This window comes from Armatimonadota bacterium, from assembly GCA_035527535.1.
GTDB lineage: Bacteria > Armatimonadota > Hebobacteria.
The window spans coordinates 1-20003 of sequence record DATLAK010000153.1 but is presented as its reverse complement, the minus strand read 5'-3'; the positions used below and the strand labels follow the sequence as shown (position 1 = coordinate 20003).

Here is a 20003-nt window from a genome sequence, read left to right as displayed (position 1 = left end):
TCCTGCGGCTGAATGTTGCGCGCAAATGTGCTACTATCACCCATGGTGGATCCTCCCGTGTCCCTAGAGAGTGTGCTGCTACTCCTCTATTCAGCACGAGAGGGTCCGCCCTCTCCTTGCTCTTAGCATACCAGTCTCAGGGCAGGCTCTGAGCACAGCCGAAGGGCTCAGGACAGGCCTTTGCATCCTGCTATGGGTGGTCATGGGCCTCGCCGTCGGCGCGGGGATAGCCCTCCCCCTGCTCGCCGAGACGCCGCTCGGCGGCCTCGAAGGGCGCCTCATCGCGCGGGACTCGGGCCGGCCGCTGGCCGCTAATGTGCGCCTCTCCGGCGACACCCATTTCGAGACGAAGAGCGACGCCCGCGGGCGGTTCTCGTTGCGGCGCATCCCCTGTGGAGCGTACCGCTTCGAGGCGAGTAGTCGGGGGCACTTGACCCACCCGTTCGTGGTCGAGGTGCGCGAGGGCAAGATTGCCCGCCTCCGCGTCGAGATGCGCCGCCAGCCGTCGCACCTCCAGCTCGTGGTTCACCATCATGTGCTCTACCCTGGCGAGCCGATTTCCATCGCCGTACGCGGGCTTACGCTCCGTCCGTGGTACCGCCTGGAGACCTACCGCGTTAGCCGCTGGACGCGAGTGCAAGAGTACGAGGCGCGCCAATACCCCAGGGCGCTCGCGGCGGCGGCAGCGGCCGGAGATGTATCGCTGGTCTCAGCGCGTGACATGACGCCTTACCGCCTGGATCCCGAGGGGCTGTTCTACGACCGGCTGAACCTCGAGCCGCTTCCACCGGGCCATTATCTGCTGGTTGCCACCGGGGAAACGGGGTTGCGCTCGGTGGAGGAGTTCACGATCTCCCGGCTGGCGCTGCTGGTCAAGTCGGTCGGCTCGACGGCGGTAGTCTATGTCACCGACCTCAAGCGCGGCGCCCCCATCGCCGGGGCATCGGTCACCGGCCCGGGCGCGGCCGGGGTGACCGATGCCGACGGTCTGGCGCGGCTGACCCTGCGCGCCGGCGGCGGCTACGGATACTGGTCCTACTCCGCCAGGGTCGGCGAGGACACCGTGTCCCTGCAAACGTGGGCGGGCTCCGAGAGCCAGGGGCGCTACCGGCTCTTCTGCTTCACCGATCGGCCCATTTACCGCCCTGGCGACCGGGTGCAGTTCAAGGGGGTGCTGCGCCGGCGCGAGGGTACGCTCTACAGCCTCCCAGGCCGCAAGCAGGTGGCACTCAAGGTGACCGACGAGGACGGCACCGAAATCTACAAGCACCAGTATGAGACCAGTGATCAGGGGTCGTTCGCCGGCGCATATGCCCTGCCACAGCACGCGCGAGCCGGCACCTACACCATGACCTCGACGGTGGACGGGTTCCGCGATGAGACCTTCGTCACCGTCGCCAGCTACCTCAAGCCCGAGATCCAGCTCTCCGCCCGTCCCACCAAGACCAACTACATCCGCGGCCAAACGGCGACGGTGGAGATCCAGGCAGCGTACTATTTCGGCGCGCCGGCGGCCGATCTGAGCTTGCAGTGGATGCTGAGCCGCTCCCCCTACTATCCGTCCGCGGACGGGGAGTACGGCGACTACGAGTATGCTGATGATGGCTACGACGAATACGGCGGCGAGCTGGTCAAGGAGGGCGAGGCCAAGACGAATAGCGCCGGCCGCGTGCGCCTCAAGCTGCCCACCCGGCTTCCCGTCAGCGAGCAGGAGCGGGAGCAGCAGGATCCGTATGTTGACGACGTCTTCAGCTTGCAGGTATGGAGCACTTCGGAGGCGGGCGGGGCGGCGGAGGCCAGCACCCGTTACTACGCCACGCGGGGCAGCTTCTACCTGACCGCCGCGCTCGACAGCTATGTGCTCACTCCCGGCAAGGCCACCGGCGTGCGCGTGCAGGCGCGCGACTTCAAGGATCACCCGGTGGCGAACCAGCCGGTGCGCCTCTCATTGGTGCGCGAGATTCAGCCACGCGGCCGCGGCAAGGTGCAGCGGCGGGTGCTGGCGTCGTGGGACGTTGCCACGGATATGGAAGGCATCGCCAAGACCACGGTGACACCCCCCAAGGAGGGCGAGTTCGTCCTCGAAGCGCTGGCACGGGACGCCCAGGGGCGCGCCATCGCGCTGCGAGAGTACCTATGGGCGTGGTCCGCCGGCGAGGAGTACTGGGACTTCGGCCGCGGGCAGACCGAGATCTCCATCGTCGCCGATCGCAAGCAGTACCACGAGCGCGATCGCGTCAAGCTGCTGGTCACCTGCCAGCGCGACGGCCCGGGCCTGCTCTCGCTGGAGGGGGACCGGCTGTACGACGTGAGGCCGCTGTCCCTGCGCAAGGGCGCCAACCTGGTCGAGTTCGATCTTCAGCCGGAGTATGTCCCCAATTGCTTCGCCTGGATCGGGCAGGTCTATGACAAGCGCCTGCACCAGGCGGAGCACGAGATCGCGATCAGCCGCGACACGCGGCGGCTGAAGGTGGCGGTCAAACCCGATCGCAGCGATTACCGACCGGGTGACGTCGCGACCTGCGATGTCCGCGTCACCGATACCGCCGGGCGTCCGGCGCAGGCGGAGATCGCCCTGGGGGTGGTGGACGAGGCGATCTACGCGCTTGCCCCCGACAATGTCGAGGACCCGGCGGATTACTTCTACGAGCATCGCTACAATCGCGTGAGCACCGATTTCGCGCCCTCGGGCTATTACCTCGGCGGCGGAGACAAGGCGCCCACCAATATCGAGGTGCGCCGGAAATTCGAGGACACCGCGTTCTGGGCGCCGCAGGTGCTGACAGACACCGACGGGCGCGCGCGTTTGAGCTTCAAGCTGCCCGACAACCTGACCTCCTGGCGGGCGACCGTGCGTGCGGTATCCGCCGACACGCACGGCGGCACCGGCAGGGTCAACTTCAAGGTCAACAAGCTGCTGATGGTGCGCTTGGACATCCCGCGCTTCGCCACCCAGGGGGACCGCTTCCGAGTGTCGGCGTATGTCCATAACGAGACCGATAATCAGCGCGAGGTCGTCGTCAACTCGTGGACGCGGGGGCTCAAGCTGGAGGGCGGCCGCGAACGGCTGACCGTCTCCGCCCACCACGCCGAGCGCCGTGATTGGTGGGCGACGGCGACGGGTGTCGGCAAAGCCGTTGTCGGCGCGTCGGCGGTCAGCGGCGAGTTGAAGGATGCCGTCGAATTGCCGCTGCCGCTCAACCCGCTGGCGCGCACCCAGTTCGACGCCTGGTCGGGCCGCACCGAGGACGCGGTCAGCCTGTCCGTGCCTGTGCGCGACGACGCGTTTACGGATCGCACCGGGCTCACCGTCGCCGTCTCCCCCTCCATCGCCGCCAGCTTGCTGTCGAGCCTCGATTACCTGGCCCATTATCCCTATGGCTGTGTCGAGCAGACGGTCAGCTCGTTCCTGCCCGACCTCTACGTGCTCCAACTCCTTGAAGCGCGGGGGATGGGCGACTCGGCGCTGGCCAAGGGCATCCCGCCGATGCTGGCGGCCGGGCTGGTGAGTTTGTCGGACCTTCAGCGGGAGGAAGGCGGCGGCTGGGGCTGGGGGCGCTGGGGTGATCTCGACATTTGGATGACCGCCTACGCGCTGATGGCGCTGGATGAGGCACGGCGCGTCGGCTATAGCACAATGGACATCGGGCCGCCACTCTCCCAGCTCGAGAGCGCGCTGCGGGGGAAGCGCCGGGAGTACCCCGATGACCTCGCCTTCGCTGCCTATATCCTGTCGCGCCTCAAGTCACAACTGGCGATCCCGACGACGATGCAAGCGCTGTTCAGCTCCAAGCTCTCCGGGCGCGGGCGCGCCCTGTGCGCGCTTGCCTTCTTCGAGCAGGGCAACGCCACCGCGGCCCATCGGGTGATGCAGGACCTGTGGCGCACCGCCAAACAGGAGGGCCGGTGGACCTACTGGACCGGCTTGCAGGACCAGCGCAGCCGCTGGTGGGACGGCGGCGCGAACGTCGAGGCGACCGCCTGGGCGCTGAAGGCGACGCTGCGCGCCGATGCCAAAGACCCGCGGGCCGCCGCCATCGCGGGCTGGCTGCTGCAGAACCGCCGGGGGGAACGCTGGGTCTCCACCCGTGATACCGCGATCGCCCTGTATGCCCTGGTTGACTACCTGCGCACGGTGCAGGAGCCCAACCCAGATTACACCGCAGTGATCAAGGTCAACGGCCGGCCGGTGCTGAGCCGCAGCTTCGCGGGCGAACCCAAGACCTGGCAGGAGATCGAGATCGAGGTTCCGGCGGGAACGCTGCGCCGGGGCGTGAACACCGTGACCTTCGTCCGCGTGGGAACGGCGGGGCGCCTTTACTATCGCGCCAACTTGCGGCAGCAGGTCGCGATGAAGGCCGACGAGGAGACCGCCTCCGGCGCCATCTTCCGAGTGGGCCGGGAATACTTCAAGCTGGGCCGGGCGAAGTCCGCGGGCGGGCTTGCCTACGGTCCCGCCTTGCGCCCGGGGGATGCTTTCGCCAACGGCGAGCGCGTGCTGGTACGACTCACCCTGACCTCCAGCCAACGGCTGCGGTATGTGCTCATCGAAGACCCCTTCCCCGCCGGGCTGGAGCCGAGCGCCCGCGGCGATGTCGGGTTCATGGACTGGCGCTCGTGGTGGGTGGACAACGATGTGCGCGATGACCGCGTCACCTTCTACCTCGACTGGCTGCCGATGGGCAAGCAGGTCATCGAATACGTGATGACTGCGCGCACGCCCGGACGCTTCCACGCGGTGCCGGCGATCGGATTCGCCATGTACCAGCCATCGGTCAACGCCGTCGGCGACCAGGCGGTGATGGAGGTGCGCCGATGAGCCGATACCGGGGCGCGGCGCTGGCGGCGGGGCTGCTCATAGTGGTAGCGGCGGCAGGCGTCCTGTGCGCGCGCCAATCCGTGCCCGCGCAGGCGGAGCGGGTGATCGCGGCCTACGCCACCAGCCTTGCGGGGCGCAGCGCGGGCCAGGTGGACAATGCGCTGCGCGCCGCTCGCGTCCTGGACGGAGCGGTAGTGCCCGCGGGCGCGGTTTTCTCCTTCAACCGGCGGGTCGGCCCTTGGAGCGCCGATCGCGGTTACCGCCGTGCACCGGTGAGCTATGACGGGGAAATCATCCTGGATGTCGGCGGCGGCGTCTGCCAGCTCTCGACGACTCTGTACGGCGCCGCGCTGGTGGGCGGCATGGAGATCGTCGAGCGCCACCGCCACTTCTGGCCGGTGACCTATGCCGCGCCGGGGCTCGATGCCGCGGTGGCCTTTCCGCGCATTGACCTACGCTTCAGGAACCCGCTGCCCGCGCCGGTGCGCCTGCGGGCGCGGCGAGATGGGCCGCGGTTGATTGTCGAGCTGCGGTCGACCGCTCGCGGGCAGCGGTGCAGCGTAGAAAGGCGCCAGCTGGCCGTGCATCCCCCGGCGACACTTGCACGCCGGGAGCAGCGCCTGTCGCCGGGCGAGGTGCTGCGGACGAATCGCGGGCAGGCCGGGCAGGAGGTGGCGGTCTACCGGCTGCGCTGGAGCGGTGACGGCCAGCCCGAGCGCACCCTGATCTCCGTGGACACCTATCCGCCCCTCAACCGCATCATCAAGGTCGGGCTGCAGCCCGGAGTATCCAGAGTCCGGGCGGGGGCAGGCGAATAGCTGTGCGCTCGGTGAGCGCACGAGAGGACCGCGACTTCAGCGAAGTCGCGGTCTTTTCAGAACTCGAGCGGGAGCACCGCCGCCTGCTGGCGCTCGCAAGCCACGGTAGCGAGCTCGTAGGCCTCAGCGTACTGCCGCGCGACCACCTCCCAGGAGACCTGCTCCTGCAGATAGCGGCGCAAGTTGGCGGCGAGTTCGTGGCGCAGGGCTTCGTCGCCGGCCAGCCGCAGCACCTGTTCGCGGAGCATCCGCTTGTTGGTGAACAGGAGCCCTCCCCCACTCTCCAGTGTCTGCGCGGTCAGCCCCTCCATGGGGGCGGTGGTGATGTAGGGCTTGTTGAGCGCGATGATGCGCGCAAGGGTGCCCGATTGGGTCTCATCCACCGACGGCAGCACCACGAAGTCGCACACTGACATGACCTTGTAGTAGAGGTTGCCCCGCGGCACGAACTCGTAGAAATGCGCGAGGCCCTTACCCTCGAGCAGGTCGAGGTCGGCGGTGTACTTCTCGAAGTCCGCCAGGTGGTTGGGGTCGCGCCACTCGCCGGCGGCGAGCAGGTCCCAGTCCTCGCCGGTGCGCTGCTTGATCTCGCCGGCGATGTCCTCCCACATGGCGGTCAGGATGTCCCAGCGCTTGTTGCTCTGGATCCACCCCATCAGTCCCACCAGGTGATTACCGAGGTAGGGGAACTTGTCGAGCCCGAGCTCCTGCTTCAGGCGCGGGATGTCGCCCGGGTGGCACATGCGATCGGCGCGCGCGCCGTGGGGGATGACGATGATGTTGCGCGGGGTGGGCCAGCCGTAGGAATGGAAGCTCCAATCGAGCCGCCACTTCTGGTAGTGACATTTGAAGATGACGATGTCCGCGCGCTCGGTGAGCTGAAAGATGAAGTCCGCCTCGGCGTCACGCAGGCGGCCGTGCACGGTGTGCGGCTCCACCACCACCGGCCAGCGATCGAGGGCGTCGAGCATCTCCAGGAACCCCTCGTTGCCGTCCCCATGGCCGCGCGCGTCGCAGTGCTCGTAGAGGCCGTACTCGTGCTCGATATGGACGACGGCGGGATCGAGCTCCCCGATCTTGTCCACCACCGGGCGCCACCAGTCGTGGCGGCTGATGTCGATCAGGGGGAAGACGCCGTAGCCGTGGCCGTCGGTGTGAGAGATGACCAGCACGTCGCGCTCGGGATGCTGATTCTGGATGAACTCGCGCGCCTCCTCGGAGAAGGTGGCGATGCCGCACAAGCGCGGCGCATAGCTGCTGATCATGACGATGGGACCGGGTCTCATGTCCGAGTGTCACCAGGCGTGCGGGCAAGCGGCGGCCCGACCGCCGCAGACTTATTCCACAATCCGGGCCGCTGCTGACGATGCGCTCCGGGAAGCGCGGCACAGTGAACGCCGCCGCCACGCCGTGCTTGCCGCGGCCGCCCGGCTAGTCCGCCGGTACTAGTACTGGGGTTCGTTGCGGGTGGTCCCCTGGCCCCCGGGATTTACGACGCCAGCCGGATTGTGAGCGGCACCTATCCCAGGTATCATGATGAACGACGTTACCGCAAGTCGAGCGAATCAGGTTACGCAGCCATCATCGCACCAGCGACCCCACCCGTTCACGCAGCCCTCATTGCCGACCCTGGCGTGACTCGCGGACGCGGATAACGATCACCGTCACCAAAGAGGAGGTGAAAGGAGATGTTGGAGAGGATGAAGGCGCTGTGGAGCGACGAAGAGGGCGCCACCATGGTCGAGTACGCGCTGATGCTGGCGCTGATCGCCATCGTGTGCATCCTGGTCGTCACCGCTCTGGGTCAGAAGACGGGTGAGACTTTCGACAGTGCTCAGCAGCAGCTCCCCGCCGGCAGCGGGCAGGTTCCGGTCACGCCGTAGGCGGGGCCAGTCGTGTGGCGGGGCTTCGTTCGGCGGCCGACCTCGTCGGGCTCCTGCTGGACCAAGTACTTGCCGGCGAGGCCCTGCCCCACACTCCGGACAGTAGGGACGTTAGCGACGACTTGAGGTAGATGGTGGACATAGCGGCGACGATTGTGATGTTGAGCATGCTGTCGGTGGCGGTGGTTACCGACCTGCGCACGGGCAAGATCCACAACAAGCTGACCGTGCCCTGCGCGGCCGCGGGACTGGCGCTCGCGGGGGTCGGCGGCGGCCTGGCGGGGGTCGGCAACCACGCGCTGGGGGCGGCGGCGGCGCTGGCGGCGGCGTTGATGCTGTCGGGGCTGGCGGGGCTCGGCGGGGGGGATGCCAAGCTGCTGATAGCGGTGGGGGCACTCAAGGGATTTCATTTAGCGCTGGGGGCGATGCTGCTGACCGGGGTCGCGGGGGGAGCGCTGGCGGGGGTGATGATAATCCGCCGGCGCGCGGTGAAGGCCACGGCGGTCAACATGGTCGCGAATATCCTGTCGAACGCCGGGGGCGTGCGGACGGACCTGGCCGCCGGGTCGGCGCTGGGGAAGATACCGTATTCCATCGCCATCGCCGCGGGGTCGCTCGCGGCCCTGGCGTTCGGGATGTAGGCGATAAAGCAACTATGAGCAAGCTGAGAGTGAGACCTGGGAAGCGCGGGGCGGCGCTGGTCGAATTCGCGCTGATCCTGCCGATTCTGCTGATGCTGTTTCTCGGAATCATCGAGTTCGGCGTGCTAATGATGCACCAACTGACGCTGGCGCAGGTCGCGCGCGAGGGCTCGCGCGCTGCCTCGCTGGGGCGGCCGACGACGGAGATCCAGACGCGCATGCTGAACCTGGCAGGGGCCTTGCCCAACCATGATGAGCTCGCGGTCAACCTGTCCTATTCTACCGACCAAGGGGCGAGCTACCCCTACGCTCTGGGTGACGTCGGCGGCAGCAGCGAGAACAGCGCGCCCCCCGGCAGCCTGATCAAAGTCACCCTGGGCTGGCCGCATCACCTGCTCACCGGGAGCTTCTTCTCCTGGATGAGCAACGTGCAGAACAACACTTTGCCGCTCAAGTCCGAGATCGTAATGCGCAGGGAGTAGTTGCAGGGGGATACAGCGATGATGAAATGGATGAAAGACGAGCGCGGCGTCAGCCTGATCATGGCCGCGATGCTGATCGTGGTGCTGTTGGGCATGGTCGCGCTGGCAGTTGACGTGGGCCGCCTGTACGTCGCCCGCCAGTTCCTGGTCAATTCGTGCGACGCGGCGGCGCTCGCCGGCGGCATGGAGCTGCCCAACCAGACTAAGGCAACCACCAAGGCAAACGAGTGCGCCATCGCCAACCAGATGACCAGCCACCACGTGTCGTTCCCGGCGGACGGCGTGACCGCGGACGGGCCGACCAAGATCCGCGTGGACGGCGACATGGTGGTGGCGCATACCTTCGCCAACGTCCTGGGCTTCAGCTCGCGGCAGGTGGGGGCCTACGCGGTGGTGCTCAAGACGGGATCGGTGTCATGGGTCAACGGCCGGGTGGTGCCGTGGGGCATCCCCTGGTACGGCCCCGACGGCGCCCCCTACGGGTACGACAACGGCGTGCCGTACACCCTCAAGGTCGGCAGCCAGACCGACCTCGGAGACGGCTCGGTCGAGAAGACCGGCGGCAACTTCTATCCGCTGGCGCTGGAGCGCAGCCTGGGCGACGGCAGCAGTGGCGCGAAGGTGTACAACAACGATATCAAGTGGGGCTTCGACGGCCAGGTCAAGGTCGGCGATATGACGGCGACCGAGCCCGGAAACATGGTGGGCCCCACCCGCCAGGCGGTGAGCAGCGACGCGGATTCCCTCTTCAGGCGCGCCGAGCAGCAGCCGTGGGCCGACGACACCTGGGATAACTACGATTACGGCAACCCGCGGATCGTCATCGTCCCCATCATCAGCCCGCTGGGCAATGGGCGCACCGAGGTGGAGATCCTCGGATTCGCGTCCTTCTTCGTCGCCTCCTGCACGGGGCAGGAGGTCACAGGCTATTTCATCAGCTACACCATCCCCGGGTCCGGCGGAACCGGGCCGGACTACGGGGTGACGACGTTCCGCCTGATCGAATAGGCGCTCTAGGCGCGACCTTTGTAGGGGACGATCTCCTGATCGTCCCGCCCACGGGCCGGGGCGGAGCCCGGCCCCTACGGAGCGCGCCGATAATGCGATTTGGAATCAAGGATAAGCAGGAGGAATTGTGATGGGCAAGTTTGGCAGAAGGACGGTGGTGCTGGCGGCTCTGTGCGCGGGGCTGCTGGCGGCGCTGCTGGCGTACCTGTTTCTCAATCAGGAGCGGGCGCAGGCGGCGCGAATGACGCAGCCGGTGCAGGTGGTGGTGGCGGCGCAGGACATCCCGGCGCGCACGGTGATCGAACCGGGCATGGTGCGCGAGGCCACGCGGCCGGTGGGGACCCTGCCTACTAACACCGCGACCTCGGTGAGCGAGGTCATGGGTCAGGTGACGCTGGCCGCGCTGAAGTCGGGGCGGCCGCTCGAGCGCGCGGCGGTGGCGTTTCCCAGCGGCTCATTGGGGCTCGCGTACGTGGTGCCGGAGGGTATGCGCGCGGTGGCGGTGGCGCTGGATCCCATCATCGGGGTCGCGGGGTTCCTGAAGGCCGGCGACCACGTTGACGTGCTGGCCACGTTCGAGGTGGACAAGCTGGGAGTGACCAAGACCGTTCTTCAGGACGTGGAGCTGCTGGCGATCGGGCCCGAGATCGTCCCGGCCGAGACCGACAAGCCGGGCACCCGGGACGCCCGGCCCAAGGAGCAGCCCAATGCGATCCTGGCGCTGACACCGGACAACGCCGAGAAGCTCATCCTGGCGGAATCCCAGGGCAAGCTGCGGCTGACCCTGCGTTCCAAGGGCGATGCCGGCAAGGTGTATCTGGCCGGAGCGCGCAGCGACACCCTCATCGGCGTGCGTCCCGCGACGACGGTCGCCGCCGCGTCGCCGGCGCCCAGGCCGAGCGCGAAGGTCATGTCCGTGGGCTATACCTCGCCCGCTTTCCTGGGAGGCTACTCATCCAGCAGCCCCGCGTCTTCCGCGGCGGGACCGCAGCCGGTGACATTCGCCGGTCGCGCGAAGATCTCAGCGGACGATCTGGCATCGGCAGTTACGGTTGAGACCGTCCGCGGTACGCAAAAGACGACTGTGGACGTTCGTGCCCAATAGACCCGCCACCCCTGGTGGCGCCCCGATACATCGGGGCGGAATCACGCGGGATGCAGTCCTGCGCCACCGAGGGGTGAGTCCAACAGGAGGAAGCCCCGATCCATCGGGGCGGAAATAGACCCGATGAGAACCAACTCTCTTTTCGCACAGCAGATTGCGCGCCGCCTCGCCCTGGCGATAGTGCTGGCGATGGTGCTGTTGGCCTTCGCCTACACTGCGGCGGGCGCGGCGCCGGCAGCGGTGGAGAAGTCGCTGCAGGTCGGGGGCTCCGAGGTCCTCGACTTCCAGGGCCTGAAGCGCGCTGCGGTGGCGGACCCGATGATCGCCGACTACGTGGTTCTGTCGGCGCGGCAGATCATGCTCACCGGCAAGGCGCCAGGCGCCACCGACTTCTACGTATGGGATGACAAGGGCCAGCATGCCTTCAAAGTGACGGTGACCCCCCCGCCCACGCGGATGGAGGAGGTGGTGCAGCGCATCGCCGAGGTCATCGCTCAGCCCGGCATCCACGTCAGCGAGCATAACGGCGTGGTCGTGCTCGAGGGCGCGGTGGAGATCGCCTACAGCGCGGAGCGCGCCGAGGCCATCGCGAGCGCCTACGCCCCGCGCGTGAGCAACCTGATCCAGGTGCGCACGCCGATGCAGCGAGCGGCGCTCGACGTGGCGCAGATCCAGAGCGTCGTCGGCCCGGACATCGCCGTGCGCGCCCTGAGCGACAGCACACTGCTGTTCCAGGGCACGGCGACCCCGGAGCAGCGGGCGCGCGTGGACCAGATCATGAAGGCGCTGGGCAAGCAGGTATCGGTGGTGGACCTCATCACCGCGCCCGCCTACGCGCCGCGCCAGATCCTGGTGCACGTGAAGGTGGTGGACCTGAACAAGTCGGCGCTGAGCGACATCGGCATTGACTGGGGCGGCCTGACCACCGAGGAAGGTGGGGCGGTCGAGGCCCACGACCAACCGATCCTGCTCGGCGAGGTCTTCAGCGGGCCGCTGGCGTTGGACGCAGGCGGACCCATCCGCCGCCTGGAGGGCCTAAGCGCTCGCATCAAGGCGCTGGTGACCGACAACAAGGCGCGCGTCCTGGCGGAGCCCAACCTGCTGGTGCGCGAGGGCGAGTCCGCCAGCATGCTGGTGGGCGGAGAGATCCCCATCCCGGTAGCGCAGACGGGCACCGGCACCTCCGCGACGGGCGCGGTGTCGGTGGAATGGAAGGAGTTCGGGGTCAAGCTTGACATCACGGGCAAGATCGCCAGCGACAACAAGAGCATTGACCTCGATGTCACGCCCGAGGTCAGCAGCCTGGATTTCGCCAATGCGATCGTGGTCAGCGGATTCGCACTGCCCGCGCTGCGGACGCGGCGCGCGCACAGCGTGCTCCACATCGGCGACGGCCAGACGCTGGTCATCGGCGGTCTCTACCAGAGTGACATATCGAAGGTCGTGAGCAAGGTCCCGCTGCTGGGTGACATCCCCATTATCGGCGAGTTCTTCAAGCACACGCGCAACAACAAGACGGAGACGGAGCTGGTGATCTTCGTCACGCCTGAGATCATGACTGAGTCTTCGACCGCGGCGCGCACCAGCGCCGCCCTCGACCAGGCGGGAGAGAGCAAGTAGATGTCAGCCACCCAGCGCACCGATACGCCTGGCCACGGCCAGGCCAACGCCACCCGCGTGCTGCTCGCGAGCAGCGACGAGTTCGAGAGCGAACAGATCCTGCACATTCTGGGCAATCAGCCGGACCTGGAGGTCGTCGGCATCGCCCAGAACGGGCTGGAGGCGTCGCAGATGGCAGTGCAGCTCGCCCCCGACGTCGCGGTGCTGGACGCCGAGCTGAGCGACATGAACGGACTGGCGGTGGCCGAGACGATCGCGCTGGCGGCGCCGCAGGTAGCGACGGTGCTCATGAGCGGCGAGGACCCGGGGCGCCTGTGGCGCCAGGTGATGCGCGCCGGCGCGCGTGACCTGGTGAGCAAGCCCCTGGTGCCTGCGGAGCTGCTGGAGAGCATCCGAGACGTTCAGCGCGCGCACGCCAAGACCCATACGCCGCAGTTCCGCGCGTTGGTGGACCCCGCGCTGATGCCGCGGGTGATCGCGGTCGCGGGCGCCAAAGGCGGCGTCGGCAAGACAACGGTGGCGATCAACCTCAGCGTCGCCCTCGCCCAGCAGCACCCGGGCCAGGTCGTGCTGGTGGACGCCTACTCCCAGTTCGGGGACGTGGCGCTGATGCTCAACCTGCAGCCCAAGCGCAGCCTGGTGGACATGGCGCCGCTGGAGGACGACATAGACGAGGAGCTAGTGGAGGCGCATCTGACGTCCCACGACTCGGGGCTCAAGGTGCTGGTGGCCGCCAACGACCTCACTGAGCTCGCCACCGTCAGCGTCAAGTGCCTGGCGGCGGTGCTCAACAGCCTCAAGCGGCGCTATCGCTACATCGTGATGGACGTGCCGCCCATGCTCTACGAGACCACCATCTTCGCCCTCACTCACGCGACGGCGGTGCTGCTGGTGGCCAACCTCTTCGACCTGACGACGCTCAACGACACGCGCAAGCTCTACCGCTTGCTGACGCGCGACTACGTGGCCCAGGAGCGCATCCACGTCGTGCTCAACCGCGTGGCTCGCAGCAACCGCCTGCAGGTGGCGGAGATCGAGCGCGCCTTCGGGCGCGAGGCCACTGCCACCATCCCCAATGCCGCAGGGCTGGTGGTGACGTCCATCAACGAGGGGGTGCCCTTCGTCATCCGGCACCCCGACGCGCCCATCTCGCGCACCATCCGCGAACTCGCCGAACAGGTGATCAAGCACAGTCGCAACGGGTCGCGGCCCGCGTGCGTGGGGCAGCCTAACAAGCTCAAGTGGATGAGCAAGCAGGCGTAGGGGCGGCAGCCAGCTGCGCCCCTACGCCAATAGCGGCAAAGGAGTTACCGATGTCCGTGGCAACCACACAGGACGGCGCGAACGTCTATAGAGTCAGTGAGGCCGACCCCGAGGCCGCGGGGGGATTGACGCGCCAGGAGCGCCTCGAGCTGGTTTCGCGCGTCCACGCCAAGCTGCTGGAGGAGGTGGAGCCCAAGCGGCTGACCGCGCTCCCCCGCGAGCGGATGATGGACGAGATCCGCGCCGCGCTCGATCGCGCGAGCGCTGAAGCCGCGCCGGCGCTGTCCGGGCGCGCCCGCATCCGCGTGCTGCGCGAGGTCTATGACGAGGTCAGCGGCTACGGCCCGATTCAGCCCTTGATCGAGGACCCCACCCTGACCGAGATCATGGTCAACGGCCCCGAACAGGTGTACGCCGAGCGCGACGGCAAGCTCTTCCTGACCGACATCCGGTTCCGGGATGACGCCCACGTGCTGCGCATCATCGAGCGCATCGTCACCCCCCTCGGGCGGCGCATAGATGAGGCGAGCCCGATGGTAGACGCGCGCCTACCCGATGGCTCGCGCGTCAACGCCATCATTCCTCCGTTGTCCCTGGTGGGGCCGTGCATCAACATCCGCAAGTTCTCGCGCGTCCCCTACACCGCCGACGACCTGATCGCCTTCGGCACCATCACCCCGGCGATGACGGCCTTTATCAAGGCGTGTGTGGTGGGGCGCCTCAACCTCATCATCTCCGGGGGCACCGGCAGCGGCAAGACCACTACCCTCAACGTCCTGTCGTCGTTCATCCCGAACGCCGAGCGCATCGTCACCATCGAGGACGCGGCGGAGCTGCAGTTGCAGCAGGAGCACGTGGTGACGCTGGAGGGGCGCCCGCCCAACCTCGAGGGCCAGGGCGAGGTCACCATCCGCATGCTGGTGCGCAACGCCCTGCGCATGCGTCCCGAGCGCATCATCGTCGGCGAGGTGCGCGGGGGCGAGGCGCTCGACATGCTGCAGGCGATGAACACCGGCCACGACGGCTCGCTCAGCACCGTCCACACCAACAGTCCGCGCGACACCCTGTCGCGCCTGGAGACGATGGTGCTGATGGCGGGGATGGAGTTGCCCGCGCGCGCGGTGCGCGAACAGATCGCGTCGGCGATGAACCTCATCGTCCACCAGCATCGCTTCAGCGACGGCACGCGCAAGGTCACCCACATCTCCGAGATCCAGGGCATGGAGGGCGACGTGGTGGTGCTGCAAGACCTCTTCCTCTACCGCCAGCGCGGGCTCGACGAGAACGGCAAAGTCATCGGCGAACACGTCGCCACCGGCCTGCGCCCCAAGTTCCTGCCGCTGCTGGAGAGCAGGGGGATTCACCTTTCGGCCGACATGTTTGACCCCAAGGGAGGTGACAAATGACCACCTGGGCGATTCCGGCGCTTGCTTTCGCGGCCGCCATTGCGGTGGTGCTGGGCCTGGGGTATGGACTGACCTCCAGCCAGCGACGCATCGGGCGTCGCGTTGACCGGCTCAGTCGCGAGCCCGAGGCGAGCAAACGCGCCAAGCACGAGCGCGACCGCTTCCCGGTGTTGACCGCGCTGCTGGAGCGCGAGGGGCATCACAGCGCGATTGAGGAGCGTCTCGACCGCGCCGGCCTGGACTGGCGCCCGAGCGAGTTCGCGGCCCTGTCGGTGGGGGCGATGGGGGCATTGGCGGTCGCGGGCTGGCTGGTATTCGGCCCGTTGGGTGCGGCGGTGGGAATCGTGATCGCCGCCCTGGCCCCCTTCGGCGTGCTCAAGGCATTGGAGGTGCGGCGGCTGCGCGAATTCGAGCGCCAGTTGCCTGATGCGCTCATGCTGATGGCGTCGTCGCTGCGCTCGGGCTACGGCACCCTGCGCGCGATGCAGGCCGTGCACGACGAGATGGCGCCGCCCATCTCCATTGAATTCGGCAGGACTCTCGAAGAAACCCGCGTCGGCGTGCCTACGGCCGAGGCCCTTGCGCACCTGGCGCGCCGGGCCCCTCTGCCCGACCTCGATATCGCGATCACCGCCATCCTCATCCAGCTCGAGACCGGCGGCAACCTGGCCGAGGTCATGGAGATCGTCGCCGCCACCGTGCGCGAGCGCCAGCGCATCCGCGCCGAGGTCAACACGCTGACCGCCGAGGGACGCATGTCGGGGATCATCCTGTTCATTCTGCCGCTGGCGATGGCGGCCGTCCTGGGGGTGCTCAACCCCGGCTACATGTCCGCCCTCTTTGCCACCGCGTACGGACACCTGCTGATCGTGATCGCGGCGGCGCTGCAACTCGTGGGCGGCCTCGTGATCTATCGTATGCTGCAGATTGATTTCTAGGGCGAAGGAGACGACCAGTGCTACTCATCATCAGCACGCTGACGTTCGCAGCAGTATCGCTCATGGTGGCCGGCGCTTTGCGGCCGAGCTTCGCCGTCGTGCGCGAACGGATAGATGACTACCTCGCGCCCCAGCCGCAGCCTTATGTGATGCATCCCTGGCTGCAGCGCGGGTTCGGTGACCGGGTGGTGCGCCCGCTGCTGGCGGCCCTCGGCAACGCGGTCGGGAGCGTCACCCCCGGGGGCGCGGCGGACAAGATCCGCCGCAAGCTCGACATGGCGGGCAATCCCCGCCGCATTGGCGTCGCCGAGTATATCGGGCTCAAGGTAATCTCCATGGTCGTTGTCTGGAGCAGCGGATGGTTCCTGGTGCCCCGTCTCGGCCTGGAGGGCATCCTCTTCTGGCTGGCGGCGGTAGTGGTGGCAGCCGTGGGCTTTTGGCTGCCTGATATCTGGCTGCAGCGCGTGATCGAGGCGCGCCAGACCGCTATCCGCCGCGCCTTGCCCGATACGCTCGACATGCTCGTGGTCAGCGTCGAGGCGGGGGTTGGCTTCGACGGCGCGGTGCAGAAGGTGGTCGAGAAGAGCAAGGGCCCCTTGTGCGACGAGCTGGGGCGCGTGCTGGAGCAGGTACGTCTGGGCAAGTCGCGCGGGGACGCGCTGCGCGACATGGGGCAGCGCACCCAGGTGGCGGACCTGGTATCGTTCGTCGCCGCGGTGCAGCAGGCGGAGACCCTCGGCGTCAGCATCGCCAAGGTGCTGCGCGTCCAGGCCGACGCCGCGCGCGAGCGGCGCTCCCAGCGCGCGAGAGAAGCGGCCGCCAGGCTGCCGGTGAAGCTGCTATTCCCGCTGGTGTTTTTCATCTTCCCGGCCCTGTTCGTGGTCATCCTGGGGCCGGGAGCTATTCGCTTCGCCGACCTGTTCAAGGTGCTCGGCAGGTAGCGGGCGCCGTAATGGGCGCCACGTGGTCACGGGCGAAGCAGACGCTGCAACGCCTGTTCAGCCTCCGGCTCGACCTGCGGGAGCGGGCACTGGTCGTACTGATGGCGGTGTGGATGCTGCTCAACGTCTTCGACCTGCTCATCACCTACGATGGGCTCAGCTCCGGCATCGCCTACGAGGCCAACCGCTTCCTCGCGCGCGCGATTGCGATGCCGGTGGTCGGGGTGACGGTGAAGCTCTCGCTCGCTTACGTGGTGCTGAAGCTGGTGGAGCGCGTCGAGGCGCGTACGCCCTACTCCGGCCTGGCGCCGTTGCTGGGCGCAAGTATCTACTTGAGTTGGGCGTGCCTGCATAATCTGCACGTGGTGAGCGGGGTTGAGGACTGGTCTCATTTCCTGCGCTACTACCCGCTCACCGGGCTGCCCAGGTGAGGAAGTGGCGCGCGCTGGCGCCCCGAAATCGGGGCGCGGCCAAGGAATAAGCGGATGGCGCTCTGCAGGGACCGAGAGCCGCGGTGGGTGGGCGGGCGATCAGAGGCGAACGAGGCCGGAGCGTATGGCATGGCGCGTGGCCTGCACGCGGTCGTGCAGCCCCAGCTTGCCGAAGATGTTGGCGACGTGCACCTTAACGGTGCGCTCGCTGATGAACAGGCGCTCCGCAATCTGAGCGTTGCGGAATCCTTCCGCCAGCAGCTTCAGAATCTCGGTCTCGCGGTCACTGAGCGGCGCTGCGGCGCGCTCGCGCTGGGCGATGCGCGCCCGCCGCAGTTCGTCGAACAGCTTGGCCGTCATCTCGCGCTGCAACCACTGCTCGCCAGCGCTGACCGCCCGAATGGCGCTCAGGATGAGCGGGGGATCGGCGTTCTTCATGATGCATCCGGCCGCACCGCTCTCAATGCAGGCGGCGAGGATACCCTCCTCGTCGGCGGTGAGCATGGCGATGATCCCAGCGCGCGGTTGTCTCTCGGCGAGGGCCCGGATCAGGGCCACGCCGTCGGCGTCGCCGATGCTGGGCGCAACCAGGATGATATCGGGCCGGAGCCTGTCACACAGGGCCGGCAAATCCGCGGCGCCATCCGCCTCCCCCACTATCATCAGGTCGGATTGCTCCTCGATGAATATGCGCAGGCCGCGACGAAAGAACGGATAGTCGTCGGCGATGAGCACGGTCGTCACCGTGCGGCCGCCATTACCACGTTTTCGCATGCTTCCACCTCAGTCGCCCGCACAACGGCGGAGCGGGCGCAGCGCGAACCCGGAGCGCATCACCGGTGCCAGGGCCCCCGGTGCGCAGCCGGTGCTGGGACAGAATGGCGGGCTGAGGGATTGCGAGCGCAATCACGCTCGCAACGGGCTGACAGTAGTGCCGCAATGCCGGGCAAACAAGCGTATGTAGGCCGAGGGCTTACACCTATCCACAGATGCTGCAGCAATATTCATGCCAAGCTGGGAGATGCAAGTCGCCCATGTACCACGGCGCGGCAGCGGTGGCACCCACCCAAGCTCGGTCGAAGGAGCCTTCAGTGACCCTGGATCGCCCCCTGACACTGGTTCTGTGCGCGCTCATAGTCGTTGGCGCCTGGCTTACGGCAGCGGTGCACGGCTGCGAGTGCATGATGATAGCGATTGCGGGCGCGATCACGCTGCTGTGCGCGGCGGTCGCCCTGCACCACGTGAAGGGGCCGAAAAGCCGCGCCGTGATCCCCGGCGGGTGCCTGCCCTTGGCGCGGGATGAGGGGTCCGACTTTCGCCGCAACCTGTTCAACCTGTGTGCAGCGCTGAAGCTCGGCCTGCGCTTTTGCGAGGATCACCTGCACGCGGAGCCGGAGGCGCTGATCGAGCAGTTGCAGCAGATGTCGGACAACATCAACGCCTTCGTCAACGAGGCGACGCGCCCGGTGCGTTTCTGCGAACGTGCGCCGTGGCCGTGGCGGCTGAGCGCCGGCAGGCGCGTCCGCTGGCCGTGGCGAGCCAATCCCCACCGGCGTACCCCGAGCTAGGCCCGGCGCCACAGCGTACCCCCCGAGCTCTTCGGCTTTGCTCAGAGCTTGCCCCGGGGTTGGAAACGCCGCAGCCGCAGCGAGTTCGTTACCACCGACACGCTGGAGAAGGACATGGCGGCAGCGGCGTAGATGGGGGCGAGCACCCCCGCGGCGGCCAGGGGGATGCCGATGATGTTGTAGATGAAGGCCCAGAACAGGTTCTGCTTGATGGTGCGCACCGTGCGCCGGCTGAGCTCGATGGCGCCGACCACCCCGGCGAGGTCGCCGGTGACCAGGGTCAGGTCCGACGATTCCATGGCGATGTCGGTGCCGGTGCCGATGGCGATGCCGACGTCCGCCTGCGCCAGCGCCGGGGCGTCGTTGATGCCGTCGCCCACCATCGCCACCACCTTGCCCTCGGCCTGCAACTTGCGCACTTCGGCGGCCTTCTGCTCGGGCAGCACCTCCGCCAGCACGCGCTCGATTCCGGCCTGGCGCGCGATGGCTTGCGCGGTCTGGCGGTTGTCGCCGGTGATCATGATTACCTCCAGCCCCATTCGCCGCAGCCGCTGCACCGCCGCGCGTGAGCCCGCCTTGAGCGTGTCGGCGACCGCCAGCACGCCCATTACCCGATCGTCCGCGGCCAGGAACATGACCGTCTTGCCCTCGCCGCGCAGGGCCTCCGCCTGCGCCTCCATATCGCCCGGATCGAGGCCCTTGTCGCCCATCAACCGGGCGTTGCCCAGCAGGACGCGCGCACCCTCCACGGTCGCCTGCAACCCGTGGCCGCTGATGGCCTCGAAAGCAGTCGCCTGCGGCAGTTCGATCCGACGCTCCCGCGCGGCGGCAATGATGGCACGGCCGATGGGGTGCTCCGAGCCGCGCTCCGCCGCGGCCGCCATCCGCAGCACCTCCGCCTCCCCCACCCCGCCGGCGGCGATCACCTCCGTCAGGCGCGGCGCGCCCTCGGTCAGGGTACCGGTCTTGTCGAGCACGACCGCCCGCAGTCGCTGCGCCAGCTCCAGGCTCTCCCCGCCCTTGATCAGGATGCCGTTCTCCGCGCCCTTGCCGGTGCCGACCATGATCGCGGTCGGCGTC

Annotated in this window: 17 protein-coding genes; 14 read left to right on the top strand and 3 right to left on the bottom strand. The window is 67.8% G+C overall.

The annotated features are described in order from the left end of the window. Positions 1–202: 202 nt before the first annotated feature. Together VM221_10810 and VM221_10805 are read left to right on the top strand one after the other, a co-directional pair. Entirely contained in the window at positions 203–4819 is a 4617-nt protein-coding gene (locus tag VM221_10810; protein ID HUT75307.1) for an MG2 domain-containing protein, read from the top strand. After that, positions 4816–5637: a VanW family protein gene (locus VM221_10805; GenBank protein ID HUT75306.1), complete on the top strand. Its 822-nt coding sequence runs from the start codon at positions 4816–4818 to the stop codon at positions 5635–5637. Before VM221_10810 ends, VM221_10805 begins: the two co-directional genes overlap by 4 nt. Positions 5638–5693: 56 nt before the next feature. Here VM221_10805 and VM221_10800 read toward each other — a convergent pair whose 3' ends face one another. Continuing rightward, positions 5694–6923: a glycosyltransferase gene (locus tag VM221_10800; GenBank protein HUT75305.1), complete on the bottom strand. Its 1230-nt coding sequence runs from the start codon at positions 6921–6923 to the stop codon at positions 5694–5696. 402 nt (positions 6924–7325) lie between these two features. Between VM221_10800 and VM221_10795 the strand changes: the two genes are divergently transcribed. From VM221_10795 to VM221_10745, 11 genes are all read left to right on the top strand, one after another. Beyond that, positions 7326–7520 (top strand): Flp family type IVb pilin, encoded by a 195-nt coding sequence (locus tag VM221_10795; protein HUT75304.1) that lies wholly within the window; start codon positions 7326–7328, stop codon positions 7518–7520. Between the two features lie 131 nt (positions 7521–7651). Continuing rightward, entirely contained in the window at positions 7652–8161 is a 510-nt protein-coding gene (locus VM221_10790; protein HUT75303.1) for a prepilin peptidase, read from the top strand. A gap of 14 nt (positions 8162–8175) precedes the next feature. Continuing rightward, positions 8176–8643, top strand: coding sequence for a TadE/TadG family type IV pilus assembly protein (locus VM221_10785; protein ID HUT75302.1), 468 nt, complete (start codon positions 8176–8178; stop codon positions 8641–8643). 18 nt (positions 8644–8661) lie between these two features. Beyond that, positions 8662–9651, top strand: coding sequence for a TadE/TadG family type IV pilus assembly protein (locus VM221_10780; protein ID HUT75301.1), 990 nt, complete (start codon positions 8662–8664; stop codon positions 9649–9651). Between the two features lie 130 nt (positions 9652–9781). Next, complete coding sequence (gene cpaB / locus VM221_10775) at positions 9782–10756, top strand: Flp pilus assembly protein CpaB (GenBank protein HUT75300.1); 975 nt, start codon at positions 9782–9784, stop codon at positions 10754–10756. Between the two features lie 123 nt (positions 10757–10879). Further along, the gene (locus tag VM221_10770) at positions 10880–12376 is read left to right on the top strand and encodes a pilus assembly protein N-terminal domain-containing protein (protein ID HUT75299.1); all 1497 of its coding nucleotides are present in this window, start codon (positions 10880–10882) and stop codon (positions 12374–12376) included. Next, positions 12377–13639: an AAA family ATPase gene (locus VM221_10765; GenBank protein HUT75298.1), complete on the top strand. Its 1263-nt coding sequence runs from the start codon at positions 12377–12379 to the stop codon at positions 13637–13639. A 50-nt stretch (positions 13640–13689) separates the two neighbouring features. Continuing rightward, positions 13690–15045 (top strand): CpaF family protein, encoded by a 1356-nt coding sequence (locus tag VM221_10760; protein ID HUT75297.1) that lies wholly within the window; start codon positions 13690–13692, stop codon positions 15043–15045. Continuing rightward, a complete protein-coding gene (locus VM221_10755) occupies positions 15042–15983 on the top strand; it encodes a type II secretion system F family protein (GenBank protein HUT75296.1) in 942 nt (313 codons plus the stop codon). The genes VM221_10760 and VM221_10755 overlap by 4 nt, the downstream gene beginning before the upstream one ends. Positions 15984–16000: 17 nt before the next feature. Continuing rightward, the gene (locus VM221_10750; GenBank protein ID HUT75295.1) at positions 16001–16924 is read left to right on the top strand and encodes a type II secretion system F family protein; all 924 of its coding nucleotides are present in this window, start codon (positions 16001–16003) and stop codon (positions 16922–16924) included. An 11-nt stretch (positions 16925–16935) separates the two neighbouring features. Beyond that, entirely contained in the window at positions 16936–17355 is a 420-nt protein-coding gene (locus tag VM221_10745) for a DUF5658 family protein (GenBank protein HUT75294.1), read from the top strand. A 99-nt stretch (positions 17356–17454) separates the two neighbouring features. Here the strand turns inward: VM221_10745 and VM221_10740 are convergent, their stop codons facing one another. Continuing rightward, positions 17455–18129 carry a response regulator transcription factor gene (locus VM221_10740; protein HUT75293.1) on the bottom strand — a complete coding sequence of 225 codons (675 nt, stop codon included), beginning with the start codon at positions 18127–18129 and terminating at the stop codon, positions 17455–17457. Positions 18130–18446: 317 nt separating this feature from the next. On the opposite strand from VM221_10740, the gene VM221_10735 reads away from it, so the two are divergent. Next, positions 18447–18923 carry a hypothetical protein gene (locus VM221_10735; GenBank protein HUT75292.1) on the top strand — a complete coding sequence of 159 codons (477 nt, stop codon included), beginning with the start codon at positions 18447–18449 and terminating at the stop codon, positions 18921–18923. 41 nt (positions 18924–18964) lie between these two features. Here the strand turns inward: VM221_10735 and VM221_10730 are convergent. Further along, positions 18965–20003 (bottom strand): heavy metal translocating P-type ATPase (locus VM221_10730; GenBank protein ID HUT75291.1); only part of this gene is annotated, 1039 nt, incomplete at its 5' end.